Origin of the sequence: Pseudomonas fluorescens (genome assembly GCF_001307275.1) — a bacterium.
Lineage (GTDB): Bacteria > Pseudomonadota > Gammaproteobacteria > Pseudomonadales > Pseudomonadaceae > Aquipseudomonas > Aquipseudomonas fluorescens_AA.
Genome location: NZ_CP012831.1, coordinates 4,775,903 through 4,797,798, shown reverse-complemented (window position 1 = coordinate 4,797,798; position 21,896 = coordinate 4,775,903). Strand labels below are relative to the sequence as shown.

Here is a 21,896-nt window from a genome sequence, read left to right as displayed (position 1 = left end):
GCATAACCAACTGGAATTCGACCGGAACCGCCATGGACCTCGCCAACCTCAATGCTTTTATTGCCATCGCCGAGACGGGCAGTTTCTCCGGCGCCGGCGAACGCCTGCACCTGACCCAGCCGGCCATCAGCAAGCGCATTGCCGGCCTCGAACAACAACTCAAGGTGCGCCTGTTCGACCGCCTGGGCCGTGAAGTGGGCCTGACCGAGGCCGGCCGGGCCCTGTTGCCGAGGGCCTACCAGATCCTCAACGTGCTGGACGACACCCGCCGCGCCCTGACCAACCTGACCGGCGAAGTGACCGGGCGCCTGACGCTCGCCACCAGCCACCACATCGGCCTGCACCGCTTGCCACCTTTATTGCGCGAGTTCACCCGGCGTTATCCCCAGGTGGCGCTGGATATCCAGTTCCTGGATTCGGAAGTGGCCTACGAAGAAATCCTCCATGGCCGGGCGGAACTGGCCGTCATCACCCTCGCCCCCGAGCCCCACACGCTGGTAAGGGCCACGCCAGTGTGGGACGACCCCCTGGATTTCGTGGTCGCCCCGGAGCATGCGTTGCTGGAAAACAGCGCGGTGAGCCTGGCGGACATTGCCTTGCATCCGGCAGTGTTCCCGGGGGGCAACACCTTTACCCATCACATCGTGCAACGGTTGTTCGAGGCCCAGGGCCTGACGCCAAACATCGCCATGAGCACGAATTATCTGGAAACCATAAAGATGATGGTTTCCATCGGCCTGGCCTGGAGCGTTCTGCCGCGCACCATGCTCGATGAACAGGTCGCGCGCATTCCTTTGCCGGGCATACAGCTCAGTCGCCAGCTAGGCTATATCTTGCACACCGAACGGACGCTATCGAATGCCGCACGGGCTTTCATGGCCTTACTGGACGCACAAATCGATTTGCCAGGGACAAAGGCATAGGTTGTGCCGCGCCTGTAGGGCCTTGGATGCTTGTGCTTAATGCCCAAAACCGCTCAAGGCTCGCTAGAAATGCCCAAACCTGCTGACCATCTCCCGCCCCTGCCGCGCATTCAGGCGCTCGACCCGAAGCGGTCCGAGCAAAGCTGGGACAGCGCGCCACAGTTGCTGGCCGCCCTGAACGGTGCGCGGCTGGGCGCTTGGTCGTGGGACATCGACAGCGGCCAGATCAGCTGGTCCCGCGGCACCCAGGCGTTGTTCGGCTTCGATCCGCGCCAACCGTTGCCGGCGGACGTGGACTACCTCGACCTGCTGTTGCCCGAAGACCGGGCCAGGGCCGTGCGCGCCTTTCACGCGGCAGTGGCCGGAGCGCCGGTGGAACAGGCGATGCATCATCGCATCGTCTGGCCCGACGGCAGCCTGCACTGGCTGGAAATCAGTGGCAGCGTGCTACCCGACAAGCACGGCCGGCCGCGCATGATCGGGGTGATTCGTGAAATCACCCATCAGCGCGAGCGGGAACAGGCGCTGCGCAGCTCGGAAAAACGCTTCGCCACGCTCTTTCATCTGTGCCCGAACATGGTCTTGCTGACCCGCCAGGAAGACGGGCTGATCAGCGAGGCCAACCAGTATTTCGAAAGCCTGTTCGGTTGGCCAGTACATGACGTGATCGGCCGTACCACCCTGGAGCTGGGCCTGTGGGTTGACCCCAGGCAGCGGGCGAAACTGGTGGAGGCAACCAAGGCCAAGGGCGAGCTGGTCAGCATGGAGGTGGAGTTCCGGGCCAGCAACGGCCAGATTCATAGCGGCATTCTGAGCGCGCAGAAAGTCGAGCTCGAAGGCCAGCCGTACCTGCTGAGCACGTTCCTCGACACCTCCGAGCGCAAGCTCGCCGAACAGGCCCTCAAGGACAGCCAGGAACGCCTGGACCTGGCCCTCGACTCGGCGCAACTGGGCACCTGGGACTGGCACATTCCCAGCGGCATGCTCTACGGCTCGGCCCGGGCCGCGCAGCTCCATGGCCTGGAACCCAAGCCGTTCCACGAATCATTCGATGCGTTTTTCGAGGGGGTTCCCACAGAAGAACGCAACAACATGCGCAACGCCTATCGCAGCCTGCGGGAAGGCCCGGCGGGCAACTATCAATTGACCTACCGCGTACAACTGCCCGACGGCACCTCGCGCTACCTGGAAAGCCGCGCCCGCCTCTACCGCAACGACGACGGCAGCCCCTTGCGCATGGCCGGGACCTTGCTGGACATCACCGACCAGGTGGAGCGCGAACAAAGCCTGGCCGCCTCGGAAGAGAAGTTCGCCACGCTGTTCCAGGTCAGTCCCGACCCGATCTGCGTCACCCACCAGGACAGCGGGCGCTTCCTCGAGATCAACTCCAGTTTCACCCAGACCTTTGGCTGGACCACCAACGACGTGATTGGCCTCAGCGCCGACGAAATCGGCCTCTGGGGTGGCTCGGGCAGCAGTCTGCAACGCATCGAACGGGTGATCCGCGAACAATCGCTGAACAATGTCGCCATCGTCGTTCACCACAAGAACGGCCAGCCATTGACCTGTGTGATTTCCAGCCGGCAAATCAACGTCGGCAACCAGCCGTGCATCGTCACGACCTTGCGCGACATCACGCAGCAGCAACGCTCCGAAGCCGCCCTCAAGGCCAGTGAAGAGAAATTCGCCAAGGCGTTTCATTCCAGCCCCGACGCCATCACCATCACCGAACACCAAAGCGGTCGCTACCTTGAGGTCAACGACGGCTTCTGCCGGTTGACCGGCTACCGCGCCGACGAAGTGATAGGGCATACGGTCTACGAGGTAGGGATCTGGGCCGAAGAAAAACAGCGCGCCGCCCTGCTGGCCGAATTGCAACTCAAGGGCCGTGTGCACCACCAAGAGATGCTCGGGCGCAATAAACGTGGGGAAATCCTCACGGTGGAGGTCTCGGTCGAGCCCATCACCCTCAATGAAACCGAGTGCCTGCTGCTGACCGCCCGAGACGTGAGCCTGCTGCGCAATGCCGAAGCCCAGATCCGCCACCTGGCCTACCACGACTCGCTGACCAACCTGCCCAACCGGGCCTTGCTGATGGACCGCCTGAGCCAGCAGATCGCCCTGCTCAAGCGTCACAACTTGCGCGGCGCCCTGCTGTTTCTCGACCTGGACCACTTCAAGCACATCAACGATTCCCTCGGTCACCCGGTGGGCGACACCGTACTGAAAATCATCACTGCACGCCTGGAAGCCAGCGTACGCCTGGAAGACACCGTGGCGCGACTGGGTGGCGATGAGTTCGTGGTGCTGCTCAGCGGCCTGGAGGGCTCGCGCAGCGAGGTCAGCAAGCAAGTGCAGGCCCTGGCCGACACCCTGCGTGAACTGCTCTCGGAACCGATGTTTCTCGATGGCCAGCGACTGCAGGTCACGCCGAGCATCGGTATCGCGTTGATCCCCGACCACGGCTCCACCCCCACCGATTTGCTCAAGCGCGCCGACATTGCGCTGTATCGCGCCAAGGACTCGGGACGCAACACCTCGCAGATGTTCCACACCACCATGCAAAAAGCCGCCAGCGAACGGTTGCGCATGGAAACCGACCTGCGCCTGGCCCTGGCCCGTGGCGAGTTCAGCGTGCATTTCCAGCCTCAGGTCGATGCCCGGGACAACCGCATCATCGGCGCCGAAGCCTTGGTGCGCTGGCATCACCCGGACCTCGGCGCCCAATCGCCCAACGAATTCATCAAAGTGCTGGAGGACAGTGGCCTGATCCTCGAAGTCGGGACCTGGATCCTCGATGAAGCCTGCGACGGCTTCAAGCAACTGATCGCCAAGGGCAAGATCGATCCGCAGCGATTCAGCCTGTGCGTGAACATCAGCCCACGACAATTCCGCCAGAGCGACTTCGTCGAACGCATCGAAAACAGCCTGGCCGCCCACGGCCTGCCCTGCTCGCTGCTGAAACTGGAGATCACCGAAGGTATCGTGATCCAGAACCTGGACGACACCATCGCCAAGATGCGCCGGCTCAAGAAGCTGGGGGTGAGCTTCGCCATGGACGATTTCGGCACCGGTTATTCGTCACTGACCTACCTCAAGCGCCTGCCGGTGGACACGCTGAAAATCGACCAGTCATTCGTGCGCGACGCCACCAGCGACCCCAACGACGCAGAAATCATCCGCGCCATCGTCGCCATGGCCCGCAGCCTCAACCTGGTAATGATCGCCGAAGGCGTGGAGACCCTGGAGCAATTGCATTTTTTGCAAGGGCTTGATTGCCATTTGTACCAGGGTTACCTGCACAGCCGGCCGTTGCCGCTGGAGGCGTTTGAGCGGTTGTTGCCATAGTGGGAGCCCCCCACAGATATGAAAAAGGGCGCCATAAGGCGCCCTTTTTCAGTTGCGATGCATCAGTTTTGCAGCGCGGGTTGCTGCTGCGCACCGTTGATCGGGATGCGCTTGGCTTTCGCCTCTTCCGGAACCACTCGCAACAGGTCGATGCTCAACAGACCGTTACGCAGGCCGGCGGACTTGATCTCGATATGATCGGCCAACCGGAAGGACAGCTTGAACGCACGCTGGGCAATGCCCTGGTGCAGGAAGGTGACGCTGTCGTTGCTGGCTTCACGCTTGCCGCCACTGATGGTCAGCACACCTTTTTCCACTTGCAGGTCCAGGTCTTCTTCCTGGAACCCGGCGGCGGCGACCACGATGCGGTATTCGTCATCACCATGTTTTTCCACGTTGTAGGGTGGATAGCTGCTGCCTGGTTCGTTGCGCAGGGCGGTTTCGAACAAGTCGTTGAAGCGATCGAAGCCTACCGAGGAACGGAACAGAGGGGCCAGCGAAAATGCAGTACTCATGATTCAAATCTCCTGAAAAATTCAGCAAGTTTTTTTGTCTCCGCGACCCGAATTCGGCATCGCGTAACCCCTATCTAGGGTCCGCCAAAAACTTTTCAAGAGGTTTTTTCGAATTTTTTTCAGGCCGCTTCAGTGCGCTGAACACCCAATAAATGCCCCACCGCGTCCAGGTCGGTTTCCCGGCGTAGCGCGGTAAACAGCTCCACCGCTTCGGGGTAATTGCGGGTCAGCATCGCCAGCCACTGCTTCAACCGGCCCGGGGCCTGGCGCGGCGTCAACTGTTCGACCACTTGCTGCCAAAAATCATGGAGCATCGGCTGCAACTCGGCCCAGGACATCTCGACCACGTCCTCGCCAGCCCGGGCGGCGGCGATCTGCCGGGCCAGGTCAGGGCGGGAAACGAGGCCGCGACCAAGCATGATGTCTTCGACACCGCTGATTTCGCGGCAACGGCGCCAATCCTCCACGCTCCAGATATCGCCATTGGCGAACACCGGCACCTTGACCACTTCCTGCACGCGGGGGATCCACTCCCAATGGGCCGGAGGCTTGTAGCCATCGACCTTGGTCCGCGCATGCACCACGATGTGCGCCGCGCCGCCTTCGGCCAACGCCGTGGCACAGACCAGGGCGCCGTCCGGGCTATCGAAACCCAGGCGCATCTTGGCGGTGACGGGGATGTGTTTCGGCACCGCGCGGCGCACGTGTTCGACGATTTCGTTGAGCAGTTCCGGCTCCTTGAGCAACACTGCGCCGCCCCGGGATTTGTTCACGGTCTTGGCCGGGCAACCGAAATTGAGGTCGATCACCTCTGAGCCCAACTCGCACGCCAACGCCGCGTTTTCCGCCAGGCACACCGGATCGGAGCCGAGCAACTGCACCCGTAACGGCACGCCGGCAGCGGTCTGGGCACCGCTCAGCAACTCAGGGGCGAGCTTATGGAAATAGGCCGGCGTGAGCAGACGATCGTTGACGCGGATGAACTCGGTGACACACCAGTCGATACCGCCAACACGGGTCAGGACGTCCCGCAGGATGTTGTCGACCAACCCCTCCATGGGCGCCAGGGCAATTTGCATGGAAACACACACTCAACGAAAAAACGTGCGGCAGTTTACCGGATTTTGCCCATGACATCGGAATTCACCACCAATCCCTGTGGGAGCTGAGCTTGCTCGCGATGGCGGTGGGTCAGCTTGCGCAAATGTTGAATGTATCGCCGCTATCGCGAGCAAGCTCGCTCCCACACGAGCTCCAAGGTGTTCATGGAATCGAAGTCCACCACCAATCCCTGTGGGAACCGAGCTTGCTCGCGATGGCGCTGGGTCAGCTTGCGCAAATGTTGAATGTATCGCCGCTATCGCGAGCAAGCTCGCTCCCACACGGGCTCCAGGGCGTTCATGGAATCTAAGTCCACCACCAATCCCTGTGGGAGCCGAGCTTGCTCGCGATGGCGGTGGGTCAGTCCACGAGGATGCCGGACGGTTCCAGGGCGGGGCCATACCCCTCGATGAATTCCTGGGGCATGCGCTTGGGCCGGCCAGTGGAGAGTTCGATGCAGACGAAAGTGGTCTGGGCCCGCAGCAACGTGGCGTTGTCGCTGGGACGGACCAACTGGAAATGCCGGGTCATTTTCAGGCGCTGGTCCCAGTCGACGATCCAGGTCGCCAATTGCAGTTCGTCGCCTTCATAGGCGGCCGCCAGGTAATCGATTTCATGCCGCACCACCGCCATGGCCCGGTCCAGGCGTCGATACTCCACCAGATCCAGCCCCAGGCGCTGGGAATGGCGCCAGGCACAGCGCTCGAGCCAGGTGACGTATACCGCGTTGTTGGCGTGGCCCAGCCCGTCGATGTCTTCGGCATTGACCTGAAGATCAATGATGAATGGCGTTGCCCGATCCCAGCCCATGCCCCTCTCCCGGTCGAATTTGGATCGGGGCAGTGTAACGGATCCTAGCTCGACCGCCATCGCGGGCAAGCCTTGCTCCCACCGCTCAAGCCGATTGCCGCGCTTGCAGGCTGCGACCGGCCAACAGTGATAACACCCCATCAATGACCCGAGGATCGGCCAGCACCCGCTGATGCCCGCCCTGTGGCAGTCGCAGCAGCCGACTGTCGAACCAGGCGTCATGAATCAATTGCGACTCCTTGACCGAGACCGATGTGTCGTCCTCGGCATGGACGATCAACCCCGGCACGTCCAACTGGTAATGCGCCACATCCATCTTCGAGGCGGGCATGCCCACGTCGCTTTCCACCTGGCGAATGAAGGCCGAACGCGCCTTGGGCGGCAGGCCCATCATCCGGGAGAAACCGCGCAGCACCCCAAGAATGCGAGCGGGCGCGGCGATGCTGACCAGCGTCTCGGTACGCAACCCCAACTGGACCGCCAGCATGGCGCTGGCACCGCCCATGGAATGCCCGATCACCGCCTGCAACGGCGGCAGCTCGGCGGCGGCTTCGAGCATGGCCCTGGCGAACAACAGGACATTCGCCTCGCGACCTGGCGAACGGCCGTGGGCCGGACCGTCCAGCGCCACGACCGTGTAACCAGCGCCCACCAGGGCCGTGATCAGCGCCGCGAACTGGGTCGGCCGCCCTTCCCAACCGTGCATCAACAAGACCGCCGGGCCTTTGCCCCAGCGCAAGGCCGAGAGACCGAAACGCAAGGTGATACGCTCGGAAGTCGCCAGCAACGGCAGTTCCCAATCCCGCGGCGGCAAGTTTCGAGGGCGCATGAACAGCGAACGCATCTGCTTCGCCACCAGGCGTGGAGCCACCCAGCCAAGCGTGCCATTGACACTACGTATCCAGCTCAACCTGTCCATCGCTCATCTCCAGGGCTCGCGCCTCAGCTCAACGCACCGCCGACTTGGCGGCGCGCAGCAAACGATCCGATAACTCTCCCGGGCCCAATGCCCGCGCCAGTGCCAGGCCACCGACCATCAAGGCGATGTCGGCCAGGGCCTTGTCGGTATCCTCCGGGCTGGCCGCCAATTGCGCGACCATCAACTCGATATGCTCATTGAGCACCTCACGAAACGCATCCGGCAGTCGCCCGAGTTCGCCGACCGACGCCGGAATCGGGCAGGCTTGCTCGGTGGAGTCGCGGTGCTTTCGGGACAGATAGAACGCGGCGACCAACGCACGCCGCTCTTCGCCTGTCAGCTCACCGTCCATATCGGCGATCAAGCCGCGGCGCCGATTGAGCAATTGCTTGAAGGCCTCCAGCATCAAGGCATCCTTGCTTTCGAAATGGGCGTAAAAGCCGCCCACCGTCAGCCCGGCTGCGCCCATCACCTCGCCCACGCTCGGTTCCGCCGGCCCACGCTGGATCAGCGCATCGCTGGCGGCCTTGAGAATGCGTTCACGGGTTTGTGCCTTTTTATCGCTCATCGTCGCCTCCGAATATTACGACTGAAATATTATCCATGTAATAATTTTCCGCAAGCGGAAATTTTCACCGCTGGTCAGAAGACTTTTTCAAAGGATAAGGGAATTGGCCAAACGCCAGACAAACAAAAGGGCCATTCAAGAATTGAATGACCCTTATAAAATCCCGCAGAGCGGGTAATCGTGGCGTCCCCTAGGGGACTCGAACCCCTGTTACCGCCGTGAAAGGGCGGTGTCCTAGGCCACTAGACGAAGGGGACACAAACCTTCTAACTTGATCAGCGCTGAGAACTGATCGATTCAAGGCCGGTGTGGCCAAACCTTGAACCTGTAATTGGTGGAGCTAGACGGGATCGAACCGTCGACCTCTTGCATGCCATGCAAGCGCTCTCCCAGCTGAGCTATAGCCCCGGATTTTTCGCCTCGCGGCGGAGCGACATCTTGCAACATCGCTTCTGTAAAACTGGCGTCCCCTAGGGGACTCGAACCCCTGTTACCGCCGTGAAAGGGCGGTGTCCTAGGCCACTAGACGAAGGGGACGCAAACCCTTCTATACAACTGATCAACGCTGAGTGTTGATCGCTTCAAGGCCGGTGTGGCCAGACCTTGAAGTGTAAATTGGTGGAGCTAGACGGGATCGAACCGTCGACCTCTTGCATGCCATGCAAGCGCTCTCCCAGCTGAGCTATAGCCCCTCATCGCTGAGGACGGGGCGAATCTTAAGGGCGTATCGGAGGGCTGTCAAATTTATTTTCAACAAATATGAAAATTTTTTGCCGGGATAACAATCACTTACCGACAAACCCCGGAAAACCGGGGTATGTCCTGCCTCATCGAGCGCTTACGCGATCGCGCCCAGCAGTTTTTCCCACTCCTTGTTCTCCTTCTTCGACACGCCACCGAGCAGATCGATGGCCTGGCGCAGGCGGAAACGGGTCAGGTCCGGCCCGAGAATTTCCATCGCATCGAGCACCGACACCGAACTGGCCTGGCCGGTAATGGCGGCGAACATCAGCGGCATGGCATCGCGCAGTTTCAACTCCAAGGATTCGACCACGGCCTGGATGGTCGCCGTGATGCTGTCCTTCTCCCACTGACGCAGGCTTTCGAGCTTCCACAGGATCAGTTGCATCAACTGGCGTACCTGGTCGCCGGAGAGCTTCTTGGACTCGAACAGCTTCGCGTCCGGCGTCACGCCACCGGCAAAGAAGAAGCCGGCCAGCGGGGCGATCTGGCTGAAGGTCTCTACCCTGCCCTGCACATGGGGCGCGATCTTCATCATGTACTCAGGGTTCAACGCCCACTTCTGCACACGTGCGGCGAACTCTTCCACCGGCAGGTCCCGCAGCCACTGGCCGTTGAGCCACGACAGCTTCTCGATGTCGAAGATCGGCCCGCCCAGGGAGACCCGCGACAGGTCGAAATGCTCGACCATTTCCTGCAGCGAGAACTTCTCGCGCTCGTCCGGCATCGACCAGCCCATGCGCCCCAAGTAGTTGAGCATCGCCTCGGGCATGAAGCCCATGCGCTCGTAGAACGTCACCGAGGTCGGGTTCTTGCGCTTGGACAGCTTGCTCTTGTCCGGGTTACGCAGCAGCGGCATGTAGCACAGCTGCGGTTGTTCCCAGCCGAAGTATTCGTAGAGCAGGATCAGTTTCGGCGCCGACGGCAGCCATTCTTCACCGCGCAATACGTGGGTGATGCCCATCAGGTGATCGTCGACCACGTTGGCCAGGAAGTACGTCGGCAGGCCGTCGGTCTTCATCAGCACTTGCATGTCCATGCGATCCCATGGGATCTCGACATCGCCACGCAGCATGTCCGGCACCACGCAGACGCCTTCGCTCGGCACTTTCATGCGGATCACATGGGGCTCGCCGGCCGCCAGGCGACGAGCGACTTCTTCCTTGGACAGCAGCAGCGCCCGGCCGTCATAGCGCGGGGTTTCGCCGCGGGCCATTTGCTCGGCGCGCATCTGGTCCAGCTCTTCGGCGGTGCAGAAACACGGGAACGCATGCCCCATGTCCACCAACTGCTGGCAATACTGCTTGTAGATATCACCGCGCTCGCTCTGGCGGTACGGACCGTGTGGGCCGCCGACGTCCGGGCCTTCGCTCCAGTCGATCCCCAACCAGCGCAAGGCATCGAAGATCTGTTGCTCGGACTCGCGGGTCGAACGCAACTGGTCGGTGTCCTCGATCCGCAAGATGAACTCGCCGCCATGCTGCTTGGCAAAGCAATAGTTGAACAAAGCGATGTAGGCGGTGCCGACATGGGGATCGCCAGTGGGCGAAGGCGCGATGCGGGTGCGGACGGTGGTCATGGCATGTCTCGGAAAGAATATAAAAGCGAAGATCGAACAGGGGGCGAATGGTAACAGGCGATGGCGGGCGGGCTCCAGTGAGAGCGGGATTTGTGTGGCCAGTCGTCAGACCGAGTCGCGCCCATCGCGAGCAAGCTCGCTCCCACAAGGGATCATTGGGCGACTCGATCGAACTTGTGGGAGCGAGCTTGCTCGCGATGAGGCCATTAAGGTCGCCACACAACCTCAGACAGCCAACAACCGCTCCCGCAACTTGCCAATCTCATCACGCAATTGCGCCGCCGCTTCGAACTCCAGGTCCCGGGCAAGCTGGTACATTTTCTCTTCCAATTGACGGATACGCTTGGTGATCTCGCTTGGGGAGCGCAGTTCGGCCTCGTAGCGGGCGCTCTCTTCGGCCGCCTTGGCCATGCCCTTGCGCTTCTTGCTGCGCGAGCCTGGCACGGTGGCGCCCTCCATGATGTCGGCGACATCCTTGAACACGCCCTTGGGGGTGATGCCATTGGCCAGGTTGAAGGCGATCTGCTTGTCACGACGGCGCTCGGTCTCGCCGATGGCCCGCTCCATGGAGCCGGTAATGCGGTCAGCGTACAGAATCGCCCGGCCGTTCAGGTTACGCGCCGCGCGACCGATGGTCTGGATCAACGAGCGTTCGGAGCGCAGGAAACCTTCCTTGTCGGCGTCGAGAATCGCCACCAGCGACACTTCCGGCATGTCCAGGCCTTCGCGCAGCAGGTTGATGCCCACCAGCACATCGAAGGTGCCCAGGCGCAGGTCGCGGATGATCTCGACCCGCTCCACCGTGTCGATGTCCGAGTGCAGGTAACGCACCCGCACGCCGTGGTCGGCCAGGTAATCGGTAAGGTCTTCGGCCATGCGCTTGGTCAGCGTGGTGACCAGCACCCGCTCCTCCACCGCCACGCGCTTGCTGATTTCCGAGAGCAGATCGTCCACCTGGGTCAGCGCCGGACGCACCTCGACTTGCGGGTCCACCAGCCCGGTCGGTCGCACCACTTGCTCGACCACCCGCCCGGCATGCTCGGCTTCGTAGTTGCCAGGGGTGGCCGAGACAAAAATCGTCTGCGGGCTCACACTTTCCCATTCGTCGAAGCGCATCGGCCGGTTATCCAGCGCCGAAGGCAAGCGGAAACCGTATTCCACCAGGGTTTCCTTGCGCGAACGGTCGCCTTTGTACATCGCGCCGACCTGGGGCACGCTGACGTGGGATTCGTCGATCACCAGCAAGGCATCGGCCGGCAGATAGTCATACAAGGTCGGCGGTGGCGCACCCGCCGGGCGGCCCGACAGGTAACGCGAGTAGTTTTCGATGCCGTTGCAGTAGCCCAGCTCCAGGATCATCTCCAGGTCGAACCGGGTCCGTTGCTCCAGACGCTGGGCTTCCACCAGCTTGTTGTTCGAACGCAGGTACTCCAGGCGCTCCTGCAACTCGGCCTTGATCCCCTCGATGGCGTCCAGCAGGGTTTCCCGCGGCGTCACGTAGTGGCTCTTGGGGTAGAAGGTGAAGCGTGGCAACTTGCGGATCACTTCGCCGGTCAGCGGATCGAACGCCGAAAGACTCTCCACTTCATCGTCGAACAGCTCGATGCGAATCGCTTCCAGGTCCGATTCCGCCGGGTAGATGTCAATGACATCGCCCCGCACCCGGAAGGTCGCCCGAGCAAAATCCATGTCGTTGCGGGTGTACTGCAAGTCCGCCAGGCGCCGCAGCAAGGCGCGCTGGTCGAGTTTGTCGCCGCGATCCACGTGCAGCACCATCTTCAGGTAGGTTTCCGGGCTGCCCAGGCCGTAGATGCACGACACCGTGGTGACGATGATCGCGTCCTTGCGCTCGAGCAGCGCCTTGGTCGCCGACAGGCGCATCTGTTCGATGTGGTCGTTGATCGAGGCGTCCTTCTCGATGAAGGTGTCCGACGATGGCACGTAGGCCTCGGGCTGGTAGTAGTCGTAGTAGGAAACGAAGTACTCCACGGCGTTGTTCGGGAAAAACGCCTTGAACTCACCGTACAGTTGCGCCGCCAGGGTCTTGTTCGGCGCCAGGACCAGGGTCGGGCGCTGTACCTGGGCGATCACGTTGGCAATGCTGAAGGTCTTGCCCGAGCCGGTCACACCGAGCAACGTCTGGTGCGCCAGCCCGGCCTCGATGCCTTCGACCATCAGGCGGATGGCTTCCGGCTGATCGCCGGCGGGCTGGAAGCGGGTGACTAGCTGGAATTCAGACATGACATAACCTCTGGATTCACCCCTGTCAGCCAGCGACAGGAACGAGAAAGACCGAAACGACTGATGTCGCCCGAGGAAAAAGCTGGGATGCACACAATGTGGAGGTGAATGCCTTCGCTTTCAAGACGAACGTCCTACACGCCTTGAAGACTTTGACGCGGCGAGAGGACTAACGGTCGAAAAAAATCGAAAAAACTTAGCCTAAAAGCCGAATCGCCTGTCGCCGTGCCGGGTGATGGCCTCTATACTAGCTCCCCGTTTGTGCACCGCTCTAGTGCATTCGGCTGGAGCGTCACACGTCCCCTCATTCTCCATTCAGAGCCGCGCACTAATGAGCCTGTTTTCCGCTGTCGAATTGGCACCCCGCGATCCCATCCTGGGCCTCAACGAAGCTTTCAACGCCGACACCCGTACCAATAAGGTCAACCTGGGTGTAGGTGTTTACTGCAACGAGGAGGGGCGCATTCCACTCCTGCGCGCCGTGGTCGAGGCCGAGACGATTCGCGTGGCTCAGCACGTTTCCCGTGGTTACTTGCCGATCGACGGCATCGCCGCCTACGACCAGGCTGTGCAGACCCTGCTGTTCGGCAAGGATTCGCCGCTGATCGCCTCCGGTCGCGTCGTCACCGCCCAGGCCGTGGGCGGCACTGGCGCATTGAAGATCGGTGCCGACTTCCTCAAGCAACTGCTGCCTGACGCGGTCGTGGCCATCAGCGACCCGAGCTGGGAGAACCACCGCGCCCTGTTTGAAACCGCCGGCTTCCCGGTGCAGAACTACCGCTACTACGATGCCGCCACCCACGACGTGAACCGCAGCGGCCTGCTGGAAGACCTCAACGCCCTACCCGATCGCTCGATCGTTGTGCTGCACGCCTGCTGCCACAACCCGACCGGCGTGGACCTGAACCCGGAAGACTGGAAAAACGTGCTGGCCGTGGTCAAGGCCAAGAACCACGTACCGTTCCTGGACATGGCCTACCAGGGCTTTGGCGCCGGTATCGACGAAGACGCGGCGGCCGTGCGCCTGTTCGCCGAATCGGGACTGACCTTCTTTGCCTCCAGCTCGTTCTCCAAGTCGTTCTCGCTGTACGGCGAGCGCGTCGGCGCCCTGTCGATCGTCAGCGAATCGAAAGAAGAAAGCGCCCGTGTGCTGTCCCAGGTCAAGCGCGTGATCCGCACCAACTATTCCAACCCGCCCACCCATGGCGCCAGCATCGTCGCCGCCGTGCTCAACAGCCCGGAGCTGCGGACACAGTGGGAAGCCGAACTGGCCGAAATGCGCCTGCGCATTCGCGGCATGCGCGACCAGATGGTCGACATGCTGGCCAAGGCCGCCCCGCAGCACGACTTCAGCTTCGTCGCCCGTCAGAGCGGGATGTTCTCCTACTCCGGCCTGAGCGTTGAACAAGTGATGCGCCTGCGCAACGAGTTCGGCATCTACGCCCTGGACACCGGCCGCATCTGCGTGGCCGCGCTGAACCAGAACAACATCGATGCGGTGACCAAGGCTATTGTCCAGGTGATCTGAAGATCGCTGGAATGAAGAACGGGAAGCCATGGCTTCCCGTTTTTTTGAGTGCTCACACCGACCCGTGGCGAGGGAGCTTGCTCCCTCGCCACAAAAGCACCAGATCGAAACTACAACTCCGTCGCCCGCTGGCTCGCCGCATCGTCATAGATGACATACAACGACTCGGCCACCTGGCTCTTGATCGCCTTGGTACTTTCCAGCCCCAGGACAAAACCCTCGGCCTTGCCGCCAGCGCGGTTCAGTTCTTCGGCCGTGCTCGCCTGGGCGATGGCGTCGTACAGTTTCTCGGCGTGCGGCCCCACCCCCTTGGGCAAACTGATCTGGGCGGTGCTCACAAGCACACCTCGGCGCAACGGGCTGTGTGAAGTGGTAACAGGTGGTTCATGGCACGTACCTCAATGTCGGCGAATGGCCGGCAGCGCGTCCTGCCACTTCCGGGCAACCATGGTAGCCCTCTCCCGCCCTTGCGGTAACTGCCAATCGCTGATTGAGCGTCAATGGGCATCAGGAATGCGCCGTCCGCCAATAGACGCTTGACTTCTCTTTTCCAATCAGTAACATACGCGCCATTCCGCGATAGCTCAGTTGGTAGAGCAAGTGACTGTTAATCACTGGGTCCCTGGTTCGAGTCCAGGTCGTGGAGCCAGACAGCAACACCAAAAAGCCCCTGAATCGAAAGATCCAGGGGCTTTTTTGTGGGCGAAAAACAGGTGGATGGCCATATAAGTCTGGCCGAGGTCGCTGCCGGAACAATAATCCGGCGCCAAAAAGGCAATATGGTCCGGATCCTGCTTTCTTTTTCCGACAACCCAAGCTGTCACGTGAGCGTCATGACAGGGCCGCAAACTGGCACTGTCCGCCAACAACAGCTTCAAAACAACAAGGACGAAGCTATGCCCACGCAAAATCCTCACCGCATTGTCGGCCTGTGCACCTCCAGCAAGGTGTACAACGTACTGACCGAACTCAAGCAACTGGAAGGCCACCGCAGCGCCAAGTTCCTTTCCCTGCTGGCGGAAAACCTGGTGCGCAAGGGCCTGCTCAACGAGCAGGAAGTGGTGCACATGCTCGATCTGGTCGTCGATTGAGCGGCATCGATTCCTACTATTGAGCCAGTTGATTTTCCGTCCTTCCCCCTGAGCCGTAAGGTAGCCCCATCGATTGATGGAGGTTTCCCATGCCCAAGGTTCAAATCATGTCTGTCATTGGCAGCGCCGTCCCCGCCCCACTCCGGGAGCTCGGGTTGCTGGCCTGCTGGTACCTGGTGCAGGACGGCGTGACCATCAGCGGCCCGCTGACTTCACTGCCCGCCGCCCAGGCACTGTCGCAACGCATCGGGCCCTACCTGCTGAGGGCCTAGGGCAACTGCACACGCGGCGTGCTCTCGACGAACAAGGCCCAACAGGACATGAACAGCGCGGCGATCAGCGGCCCGATCACGAAGCCGTTCAGCCCGAACACCGCCAGCCCACCCAGTGTCGAGACCAGCACCATGTAGTCAGGCATCTTGGTGTCCTTGCCCACCAGGATCGGCCGCAGGAAATTGTCCACCAGACCGATCACGAACACCCCGAACAGCGTCAGCACCACGCCCTGCCAGATTGCCCCCGAGAGCAGGAAGTACACCGCCACCGGTGCCCAGACGAGGCCCGCCCCCACCGCCGGCAACAACGACAGGAACGCCATCAGCACCGCCCATGGCAATACCGTCGGAATCCCCAGGATCCAGAAGATCAGCCCACCCAACGCACCTTGGCTGATGGCGACCAGCAGGTTGCCCTTCACCGTGGCCCGCACCACCCGATTGAATTTCAACTGCAGGCGGCGCTTTTGATGTTCCCCCAGGGGAACGGCCATGCGCACTTTGCGCACCAGTTCCGCACCGTCGCGCAGAAAGAAGAACAGCAGATAGATCATCACGAAGAAGCTGACCAGGAACTGAAAGGTGCCCTGGCCGAAACTGAAGGCCTGGGTGGCGAAGAACTCGCTGCCCTGCATCGCGCTCTTGACGATCTTGTCGCGCAAGCCGTTCAGGTTGCCCAGGCCGAAGCGGTCCAGCAGGTGCTGGAAGTACGGTGGCAAGGCATCCTTGAAGCGAGCCAGGTAATCGGCAATGTCCAGCTCGCCGCTTTCCAGGCTCTTGTACAGCGCCGCGCCCTCCTGGACCAACAAGGTACTGATGATGATCACCGGCAAGATCGCGCAGACCACACAAATGCTCAACGTGACCAGCGAGGTGACATTGCGGTGCCAGCCGAACTTCAACTGCAGGCGGCGCTGCATCGGCGCAAAGACGATACCCAGGATGACCGCCCAGAACACCGCACCGTAAAATGGCAGCAGAATCCAGATGAAGGCGACCGTGACCAGCACCAGGAGCAACATCTGGGCTTTGTTTTGCAGCATCTTTCGATTCATCAGCTTTCCATGTCCAAAGGCGGGATACACATTAGTCCGCCAGGACTCGCCGGAGTGCCTTCACGTTTGCGCTGCACATTGATTCAGGTCAATGAGGCCTGGCCGACCCTGGCGTAGCCTCCCCGCTTTTTGCGACCTGACCCCACCATGACCCTCGCCGCCCCCGAACTGCTGGCGCCCGCCGGCACCCTGAAAAACATGCGCTATGCCTTCGCCTACGGTGCCGATGCGGTGTACGCCGGCCAGCCGCGCTACAGCCTGCGGGTGCGCAACAACGAATTCGACCACGCGAACCTGGCCTTGGGCATTGCCGAGGCCCAGGCCATGGGCAAGCGCTTCTACGTAGTGGTGAACATCGCCCCGCACAACGCCAAGCTGCGCACGTTCCTCAAGGACCTGGAGCCGGTGATCGCCATGGCGCCGGACGCATTGATCATGTCCGACCCGGGATTGATCATGCTGGTTCGTCGACACTTTCCACAGATGCCAATCCACCTGTCCGTGCAGGCCAACACCGTCAATTGGGCGAGCGTCGAGTTCTGGCAGCAGCAGGGCTTGAGCCGGATCATCCTGTCCCGGGAGTTGTCCCTGGAGGAAATCGCCGAGATCCGCGAGCAGGTGCCGGCCATGGAGCTGGAAGTGTTCGTCCATGGGGCGCTGTGCATGGCCTACTCCGGGCGCTGCCTGCTCTCGGGTTACATGAACAAGCGTGATGCCAACCAGGGCAGTTGCACCAATGCCTGTCGCTGGAAGTACTCGGCGCAACCGGCGGTGGAAAACGTCGTGGGCGACATTGTGCAAAGCTATCCACCCGAACCGACCCTGGGCCTCGGCGCGCCCACCGACCAGGTGTTTCTGCTCCAGGAAGCCAACCGCCCGGACGCCTCCCTGCCAGCCTTCGAGGACGAGCACGGCACCTACATCATGAATGCCAAGGACCTGCGGGCCGTGCAACACGTCGAACGCCTGGCGCGCATGGGCGTGCATTCGTTGAAGATCGAAGGCCGGACCAAGTCGCACTTCTATTGCGCGCGCACCACCCAGGTGTATCGCCGGGCCATCGATGACGCGGTGGCCGGTCGGGAATTCGATCGCAGCCTGATGACCGACCTGGAGTCCCTGGCCCAGCGTGGCTATACCGAAGGTTTTCTACGGCGCCACGTGCACGACGAATACCAGAATTACCAGAACGGCAGCTCAGTCTCGGAGCGCCAGCAGTTCGTCGGCGAACTGACCGGCGAGCGGCGCGAACGCCTGGCTGAAGTGCGGGTCAAGAACCGCTTCGGCCTGGGGGATCACATGGAACTGATGACCCCCAAGGGAAACTTCCACTTCGACCTGCACCAATTGCAGAACATCAACGGCAAGAGCATAGAGGTGGCACCGGGGGATGGGCATGTGGTGTACGTGCCGATCCCGGATGCGGTGGATCTACGGTTTGGGTTGTTGATGCGGGATGTGCGTGAGCCGTAGCACTGGCGCTGATCCAGGTGCCGCAGAACAACTGTGGGAGCGAGCTTGCTCGCGATAGCGGTGTGTCAGTCAAATGAATACTGGCTGATCTGACGCTATCGCGAGCAAGCTCGCTCCCACAGGGTTTTGTTGTGTTGGCGCCTGTTGAGCCCGGCAGGAACTGCCGAAGGCTGCGATCCTTCTTTCCCGATAAGACCCGGTTGCCCAGGTGAAAACATCTGGATCGAGAGCGAAAGATCGCAGCCTTCGGCAGCTCCTGAGAGTCAGGTCAGATTCGGAACTGCCCCACCAATTTGCCCAGGCGCTGGCCCAGGTCGGCCAGGCTGCGGGAGGTCTGGGCACCGAGCTGGGTTTCGTCGGCGACGCTGTCCACGGCCACGGCGATCTGATGCACGCTGCGGTTGATTTCCTCGGCCACCGCGGTCTGCTCTTCCGCGGCGCTGGCGATCTGGGCGTTCATCGAGTTGATGGTGCCGATCAGCTGCGCCATGGTGTCGAGGGAGGCGCCCGCCTCGTTGGCCCGCTCCGAGGTGCCATCGCCGGCCTCACTGGAACGGCGCATCGCTTCCACCGCCGCGTGGGTGCCGGATTGCAGACGGTCGATCATGCCCTGGATTTCCTGGGTACTCTGCTGGGTCCGGCTGGCCAGGGCCCGCACTTCATCGGCCACCACCGCGAACCCACGCCCCGCCTCACCGGCACGCGCGGCCTCGATGGCGGCGTTGAGGGCCAGCAGGTTGGTCTGCTCGGCAATCGAACGAATCACCCCGAGCACACTGACAATCGAGGCCACGTCCTGCTGCAGGCTGTCCAGGGACACGCCGCTGCTGCGGATATCGTTCACCAACGCATGAATCTGCTGGATGCTGCCGGCCACCACGCGCTTGGCGGACTGGCCTTCTTCGTCGGTCTGCTGGGCCGCGACGGCGGCGCCCTGGGCACTGCGGGCGACTTCCTGGGCAGCCGAGGACATCTCGTTGATCGCCGTGGCAACCTGATCGGTTTCGTGGCGCTGACGTTCCATGGCCTGCTCGGAGCGCTGGGCCTGCTCGGAAACTTGTGTCACCAGGCCGGTCAGTTGCGAAGTCATGTCGGTGATCTGCCGTACCAGGCCATGGATCTTGTCGACGAAGCGGTTGAACGAACCGGCCAGTTGGCCAAGCTCGTCCTGGCTGGTGATGGTCAGCCGACGGGTCAAGTCACCCTCGCCCGCGGCGATGTCGTCGAGGTTGTCCTTCATCAGGTGCAGGGGACGCAGGATCGTGTTGGCGAGCACCAGGCCCACCACCGCAATCACCAGCAACACCACCGCGGCAATCCCGACGATGCTCAAGATCACGCCTTGCAGGCGATCGTGGACCTTGGCCTCCACCAGTGCCACCTGGGCTTCGATACCATCCAGGTTGACCGAGCTACCGACCGCGAGGTCCCACTTGGGCAGGTATTCGGTGTAGCCAAGCTTGGGCACCAGGTCATTGCTGCCGGGCAGTGGCGAGCTGTATTCCAGATAATGCGTTCCGTCCTTGGCGACTTTCACCAGGTCACGGTTGACGTAGACACCGTTCGGGTCGCGGTTGTCCTTGAAACTCTTGCCCACGCCATCGGGGCTGTTGGCCTTGAACAGACGAATGGTCTCGGAGTCGTAGCCGAAGAAGTAGCCGTCCTTGCCATAGCTGATATTCGACAGCAACTTGATCGCCTGGGCACGCGCCTCGTTATCGCCAGGCGCGGCGGCATCGTAGAGCGGCTTGATGGCGGTGAGGCCCACCGCCACGTAGTTCTGCAGCGTGGCCTTGGCCTCGCTGAGCAGGCGTTCGCGGGTCTGCTGGACCTCTTTGCTAGCTTGCTCCTTCAAGATGAAAGCCGTGGTCAGGCTGATGATCACGGCGGACAGCAATACCGGCAGTATCGCAAGGGACAGGACTTTAGCCTTCAGGCTCAGGCGCATGCTGTTCACTCTTGTAGGTGTTATTGGCGTGGTTAGCTGTATTAACGGCACCGCACGGCAAAACTGTAGGACAAGGTGAACGGCCCGTTGGCTGGGTCGCTGAATTCAAGGGCCTCATCGCGAGCAAGCTCGCTCCCACAGGGTTCGGCGGCGTCCACAATGCTTGTGTTCACACCGATCCACTGTGGGAGCGAGCTTGCTCGCGATTGAAGCGATTCGGTCTCGAGGCTACAACACCATCGCCGCCACCCAACCAAACGCCAGCAGCGGCAGGTTGTAGTGGATGAAGGTCGGGACCACGGTGTCCCAGATGTGATGGTGCTGGCCGTCGATGTTCAGGCCGGAGGTCGGGCCCAGGGTCGAGTCCGAAGCGGGCGAGCCAGCATCGCCCAGGGCGCCGGCGGTGCCGACGATGCAGACGATCGCCAGCGGACTGAAGCCCAGTTGCAGGCACAGCGGCACGAAAATCGTCGCCAGGATCGGCACCGTGGAAAACGACGAGCCGATGCCCATGGTCACCAGCAGCCCCACCAACAACATCATCAGCGCGCCGATGCCCTTGTTGTGGCCGATCCAGGCCGCCGAGGTTTCCACCAGGCTCTGGACTTCACCGGTGGCCTTCATCACTTCGGCAAAGCCCGAGGCGGCGATCATGATGAAGCCGATCATCGCCATCATCTTCATGCCTTCGGTGAACAGGTCGTCGGTCTCGCGCCAGCGCACCACACCCGATACCGAGAAAATCAGGAAGCCGACCAGGGCGCCGATGATCATCGAGTCGACCAGGAGCTGGATGGCGAACGCCGCGACAATCGCCAGCCCCGCCACCAGCAGGGTCATGGGGTTGTAGCGCACCGCCACCTGCTCGACCCGGGCGATCCTCTTCAGGTCGTAGACGCGTTTCTTGCGGTAGCTGAACAACGACAGCAGCAGGCCGAACACCATGCCCAGCGCCGGAATGCCCATGGCGTGGGTGACGTTGATGCCACTGACGTCCACGCCGCTGCGGGCGATGTTGGCCAGCAGGATTTCATTGAGAAAGATATTGCCGAAGCCCACCGGCAGGAACATGTAAGGGGTGATCAGGCCGAAGGTCATGACGCAGGCGATCAAGCGGCGGTCCAGTTGCAACTTGGTCAGCACATAGAGCAGCGGCGGCACCAGCAACGGGATGAAGGCGATATGGATCGGCAGAATGTTCTGGGAGGCGACCGCGACCGTCCCCAGCAGGCCGATCAGCACCCACTTGACGCCCGTGCCACCGGCGGCGTCCTGGCGATCCACCAGGGCCAGGGCTTTGTCCGCCAGGGCGTGGGCCATGCCAGACTTGGCAATCGCCACGGCGAAAGCGCCGAGCAAGGCGTAGGACAGCGCCACCGTCGCACCGCCACCCAGGCCGGCATTGAACGCCTTGAGCGTCGCCTCGATCCCCAGGCCACCCGTCAGGCCACCCACCAACGCGCCGATAATCAGCGCGATCACCACATGCACGCGGGACAGGCTGAGCACCAGCATGACGCCAACCGCGGCAATTACTGCATTTATCATCGTTACCTCAAAGCACAGCGATGGAAAGCCACCGGACAAAAAGGTCGCGACTTTGCAGCAAGCGGCGGCAAGCTGCAAGGGCCGTGGGGCGGGTTTTCAAGTCTCGCAATATTGACGACCACCGCCGCCCTGTGGGAGCGAGCTTGCTCGCGATAGCAATCTATCGGTGGCTATCCATGTGGCTGAACGGACGCCATCGCGAGCAAGCTCGCTCCCACAGGGGGACGGTGCCG

At 61.7% G+C, this 21,896-nt stretch carries 17 protein-coding genes and 5 tRNA genes; 7 read left to right on the top strand and 15 right to left on the bottom strand.

Going from position 1 to position 21,896, the window contains the following annotated elements:
- Window positions 1–32: 32 nt before the first annotated feature.
- Together AO356_RS21420 and AO356_RS21415 are read left to right on the top strand one after the other, a co-directional pair.
- Complete coding sequence (locus AO356_RS21420; RefSeq protein WP_060741438.1) at window positions 33–923, top strand: LysR family transcriptional regulator; 891 nt, start codon at window positions 33–35, stop codon at window positions 921–923.
- A 69-nt stretch (window positions 924–992) separates the two neighbouring features.
- Window positions 993–4,271 (top strand): EAL and GGDEF domain-containing protein, encoded by a 3,279-nt coding sequence (locus AO356_RS21415; RefSeq protein WP_060741437.1) that lies wholly within the window; start codon window positions 993–995, stop codon window positions 4,269–4,271.
- A 62-nt stretch (window positions 4,272–4,333) separates the two neighbouring features.
- Here AO356_RS21415 and AO356_RS21410 read toward each other — a convergent pair whose 3' ends face one another.
- From AO356_RS21410 to uvrB, 11 genes are all read right to left on the bottom strand, one after another.
- On the bottom strand, window positions 4,334–4,786 hold the full coding sequence (locus tag AO356_RS21410) for an Hsp20 family protein (RefSeq protein WP_053123476.1): 453 nt from the start codon (window positions 4,784–4,786) through the stop codon (window positions 4,334–4,336).
- A gap of 119 nt (window positions 4,787–4,905) precedes the next feature.
- Complete coding sequence (locus tag AO356_RS21405) at window positions 4,906–5,865, bottom strand: tRNA dihydrouridine synthase (protein WP_060741436.1); 960 nt, start codon at window positions 5,863–5,865, stop codon at window positions 4,906–4,908.
- Window positions 5,866–6,247: 382 nt separating this feature from the next.
- Window positions 6,248–6,697: an acyl-CoA thioesterase gene (locus AO356_RS21400; RefSeq protein ID WP_060741435.1), complete on the bottom strand. Its 450-nt coding sequence runs from the start codon at window positions 6,695–6,697 to the stop codon at window positions 6,248–6,250.
- A gap of 85 nt (window positions 6,698–6,782) precedes the next feature.
- Entirely contained in the window at window positions 6,783–7,616 is an 834-nt protein-coding gene (locus tag AO356_RS21395; RefSeq protein ID WP_060741434.1) for an alpha/beta fold hydrolase, read from the bottom strand.
- Window positions 7,617–7,644: 28 nt separating this feature from the next.
- On the bottom strand, window positions 7,645–8,184 hold the full coding sequence (locus AO356_RS21390) for a TetR/AcrR family transcriptional regulator (protein ID WP_060741433.1): 540 nt from the start codon (window positions 8,182–8,184) through the stop codon (window positions 7,645–7,647).
- A gap of 181 nt (window positions 8,185–8,365) precedes the next feature.
- Window positions 8,366–8,441, bottom strand: a tRNA-Glu gene (locus AO356_RS21385).
- Window positions 8,442–8,516: 75 nt separating this feature from the next.
- Window positions 8,517–8,592, bottom strand: a tRNA-Ala gene (locus tag AO356_RS21380).
- A gap of 53 nt (window positions 8,593–8,645) precedes the next feature.
- Window positions 8,646–8,721, bottom strand: a tRNA-Glu gene (locus AO356_RS21375).
- Between the two features lie 79 nt (window positions 8,722–8,800).
- Window positions 8,801–8,876, bottom strand: a tRNA-Ala gene (locus AO356_RS21370).
- 146 nt (window positions 8,877–9,022) lie between these two features.
- Window positions 9,023–10,504, bottom strand: a complete 1,482-nt coding sequence (gene gltX, locus AO356_RS21365) for a glutamate--tRNA ligase (RefSeq protein ID WP_041023763.1) — start codon at window positions 10,502–10,504, stop codon at window positions 9,023–9,025.
- A 225-nt stretch (window positions 10,505–10,729) separates the two neighbouring features.
- Window positions 10,730–12,745, bottom strand: a complete 2,016-nt coding sequence (gene uvrB / locus AO356_RS21360; RefSeq protein ID WP_060741432.1) for an excinuclease ABC subunit UvrB — start codon at window positions 12,743–12,745, stop codon at window positions 10,730–10,732.
- 331 nt (window positions 12,746–13,076) lie between these two features.
- On the opposite strand from uvrB, the gene AO356_RS21355 reads away from it, so the two are divergent.
- A complete protein-coding gene (locus tag AO356_RS21355; protein WP_060741431.1) occupies window positions 13,077–14,273 on the top strand; it encodes an amino acid aminotransferase in 1,197 nt (398 codons plus the stop codon).
- 110 nt (window positions 14,274–14,383) lie between these two features.
- On the opposite strand, the gene AO356_RS21350 is transcribed toward AO356_RS21355, so the two are convergent.
- On the bottom strand, window positions 14,384–14,611 hold the full coding sequence (locus tag AO356_RS21350) for a hypothetical protein (protein WP_060741430.1): 228 nt from the start codon (window positions 14,609–14,611) through the stop codon (window positions 14,384–14,386).
- A 235-nt stretch (window positions 14,612–14,846) separates the two neighbouring features.
- On the opposite strand from AO356_RS21350, the gene AO356_RS21345 reads away from it, so the two are divergent.
- The 3 genes from AO356_RS21345 to AO356_RS21335 all read left to right on the top strand — a co-directional run bounded on the left by AO356_RS21345 (window position 14,847) and on the right by AO356_RS21335 (window position 15,636).
- Window positions 14,847–14,922, top strand: a tRNA-Asn gene (locus tag AO356_RS21345).
- A gap of 247 nt (window positions 14,923–15,169) precedes the next feature.
- On the top strand, window positions 15,170–15,364 hold the full coding sequence (locus tag AO356_RS21340) for a hypothetical protein (RefSeq protein ID WP_003203896.1): 195 nt from the start codon (window positions 15,170–15,172) through the stop codon (window positions 15,362–15,364).
- Between the two features lie 89 nt (window positions 15,365–15,453).
- Window positions 15,454–15,636, top strand: a complete 183-nt coding sequence (locus tag AO356_RS21335) for a hypothetical protein (RefSeq protein WP_046063464.1) — start codon at window positions 15,454–15,456, stop codon at window positions 15,634–15,636.
- Here the strand turns inward: AO356_RS21335 and AO356_RS21330 are convergent.
- Window positions 15,633–16,694 (bottom strand): AI-2E family transporter, encoded by a 1,062-nt coding sequence (locus AO356_RS21330; RefSeq protein WP_060741429.1) that lies wholly within the window; start codon window positions 16,692–16,694, stop codon window positions 15,633–15,635. The genes AO356_RS21335 and AO356_RS21330 overlap by 4 nt on opposite strands.
- A gap of 147 nt (window positions 16,695–16,841) precedes the next feature.
- On the opposite strand from AO356_RS21330, the gene yegQ reads away from it, so the two are divergent.
- Window positions 16,842–18,167, top strand: a complete 1,326-nt coding sequence (gene yegQ / locus AO356_RS21325) for a tRNA 5-hydroxyuridine modification protein YegQ (RefSeq protein WP_060741428.1) — start codon at window positions 16,842–16,844, stop codon at window positions 18,165–18,167.
- Window positions 18,168–18,435: 268 nt separating this feature from the next.
- Here the strand turns inward: yegQ and AO356_RS21320 are convergent, their stop codons facing one another.
- Window positions 18,436–20,115 (bottom strand): methyl-accepting chemotaxis protein, encoded by a 1,680-nt coding sequence (locus tag AO356_RS21320; RefSeq protein ID WP_060741427.1) that lies wholly within the window; start codon window positions 20,113–20,115, stop codon window positions 18,436–18,438.
- A gap of 228 nt (window positions 20,116–20,343) precedes the next feature.
- Entirely contained in the window at window positions 20,344–21,660 is a 1,317-nt protein-coding gene (locus AO356_RS21315) for a Na+/H+ antiporter family protein (RefSeq protein ID WP_162491262.1), read from the bottom strand.
- Window positions 21,661–21,896 lie beyond the last annotated feature (236 nt).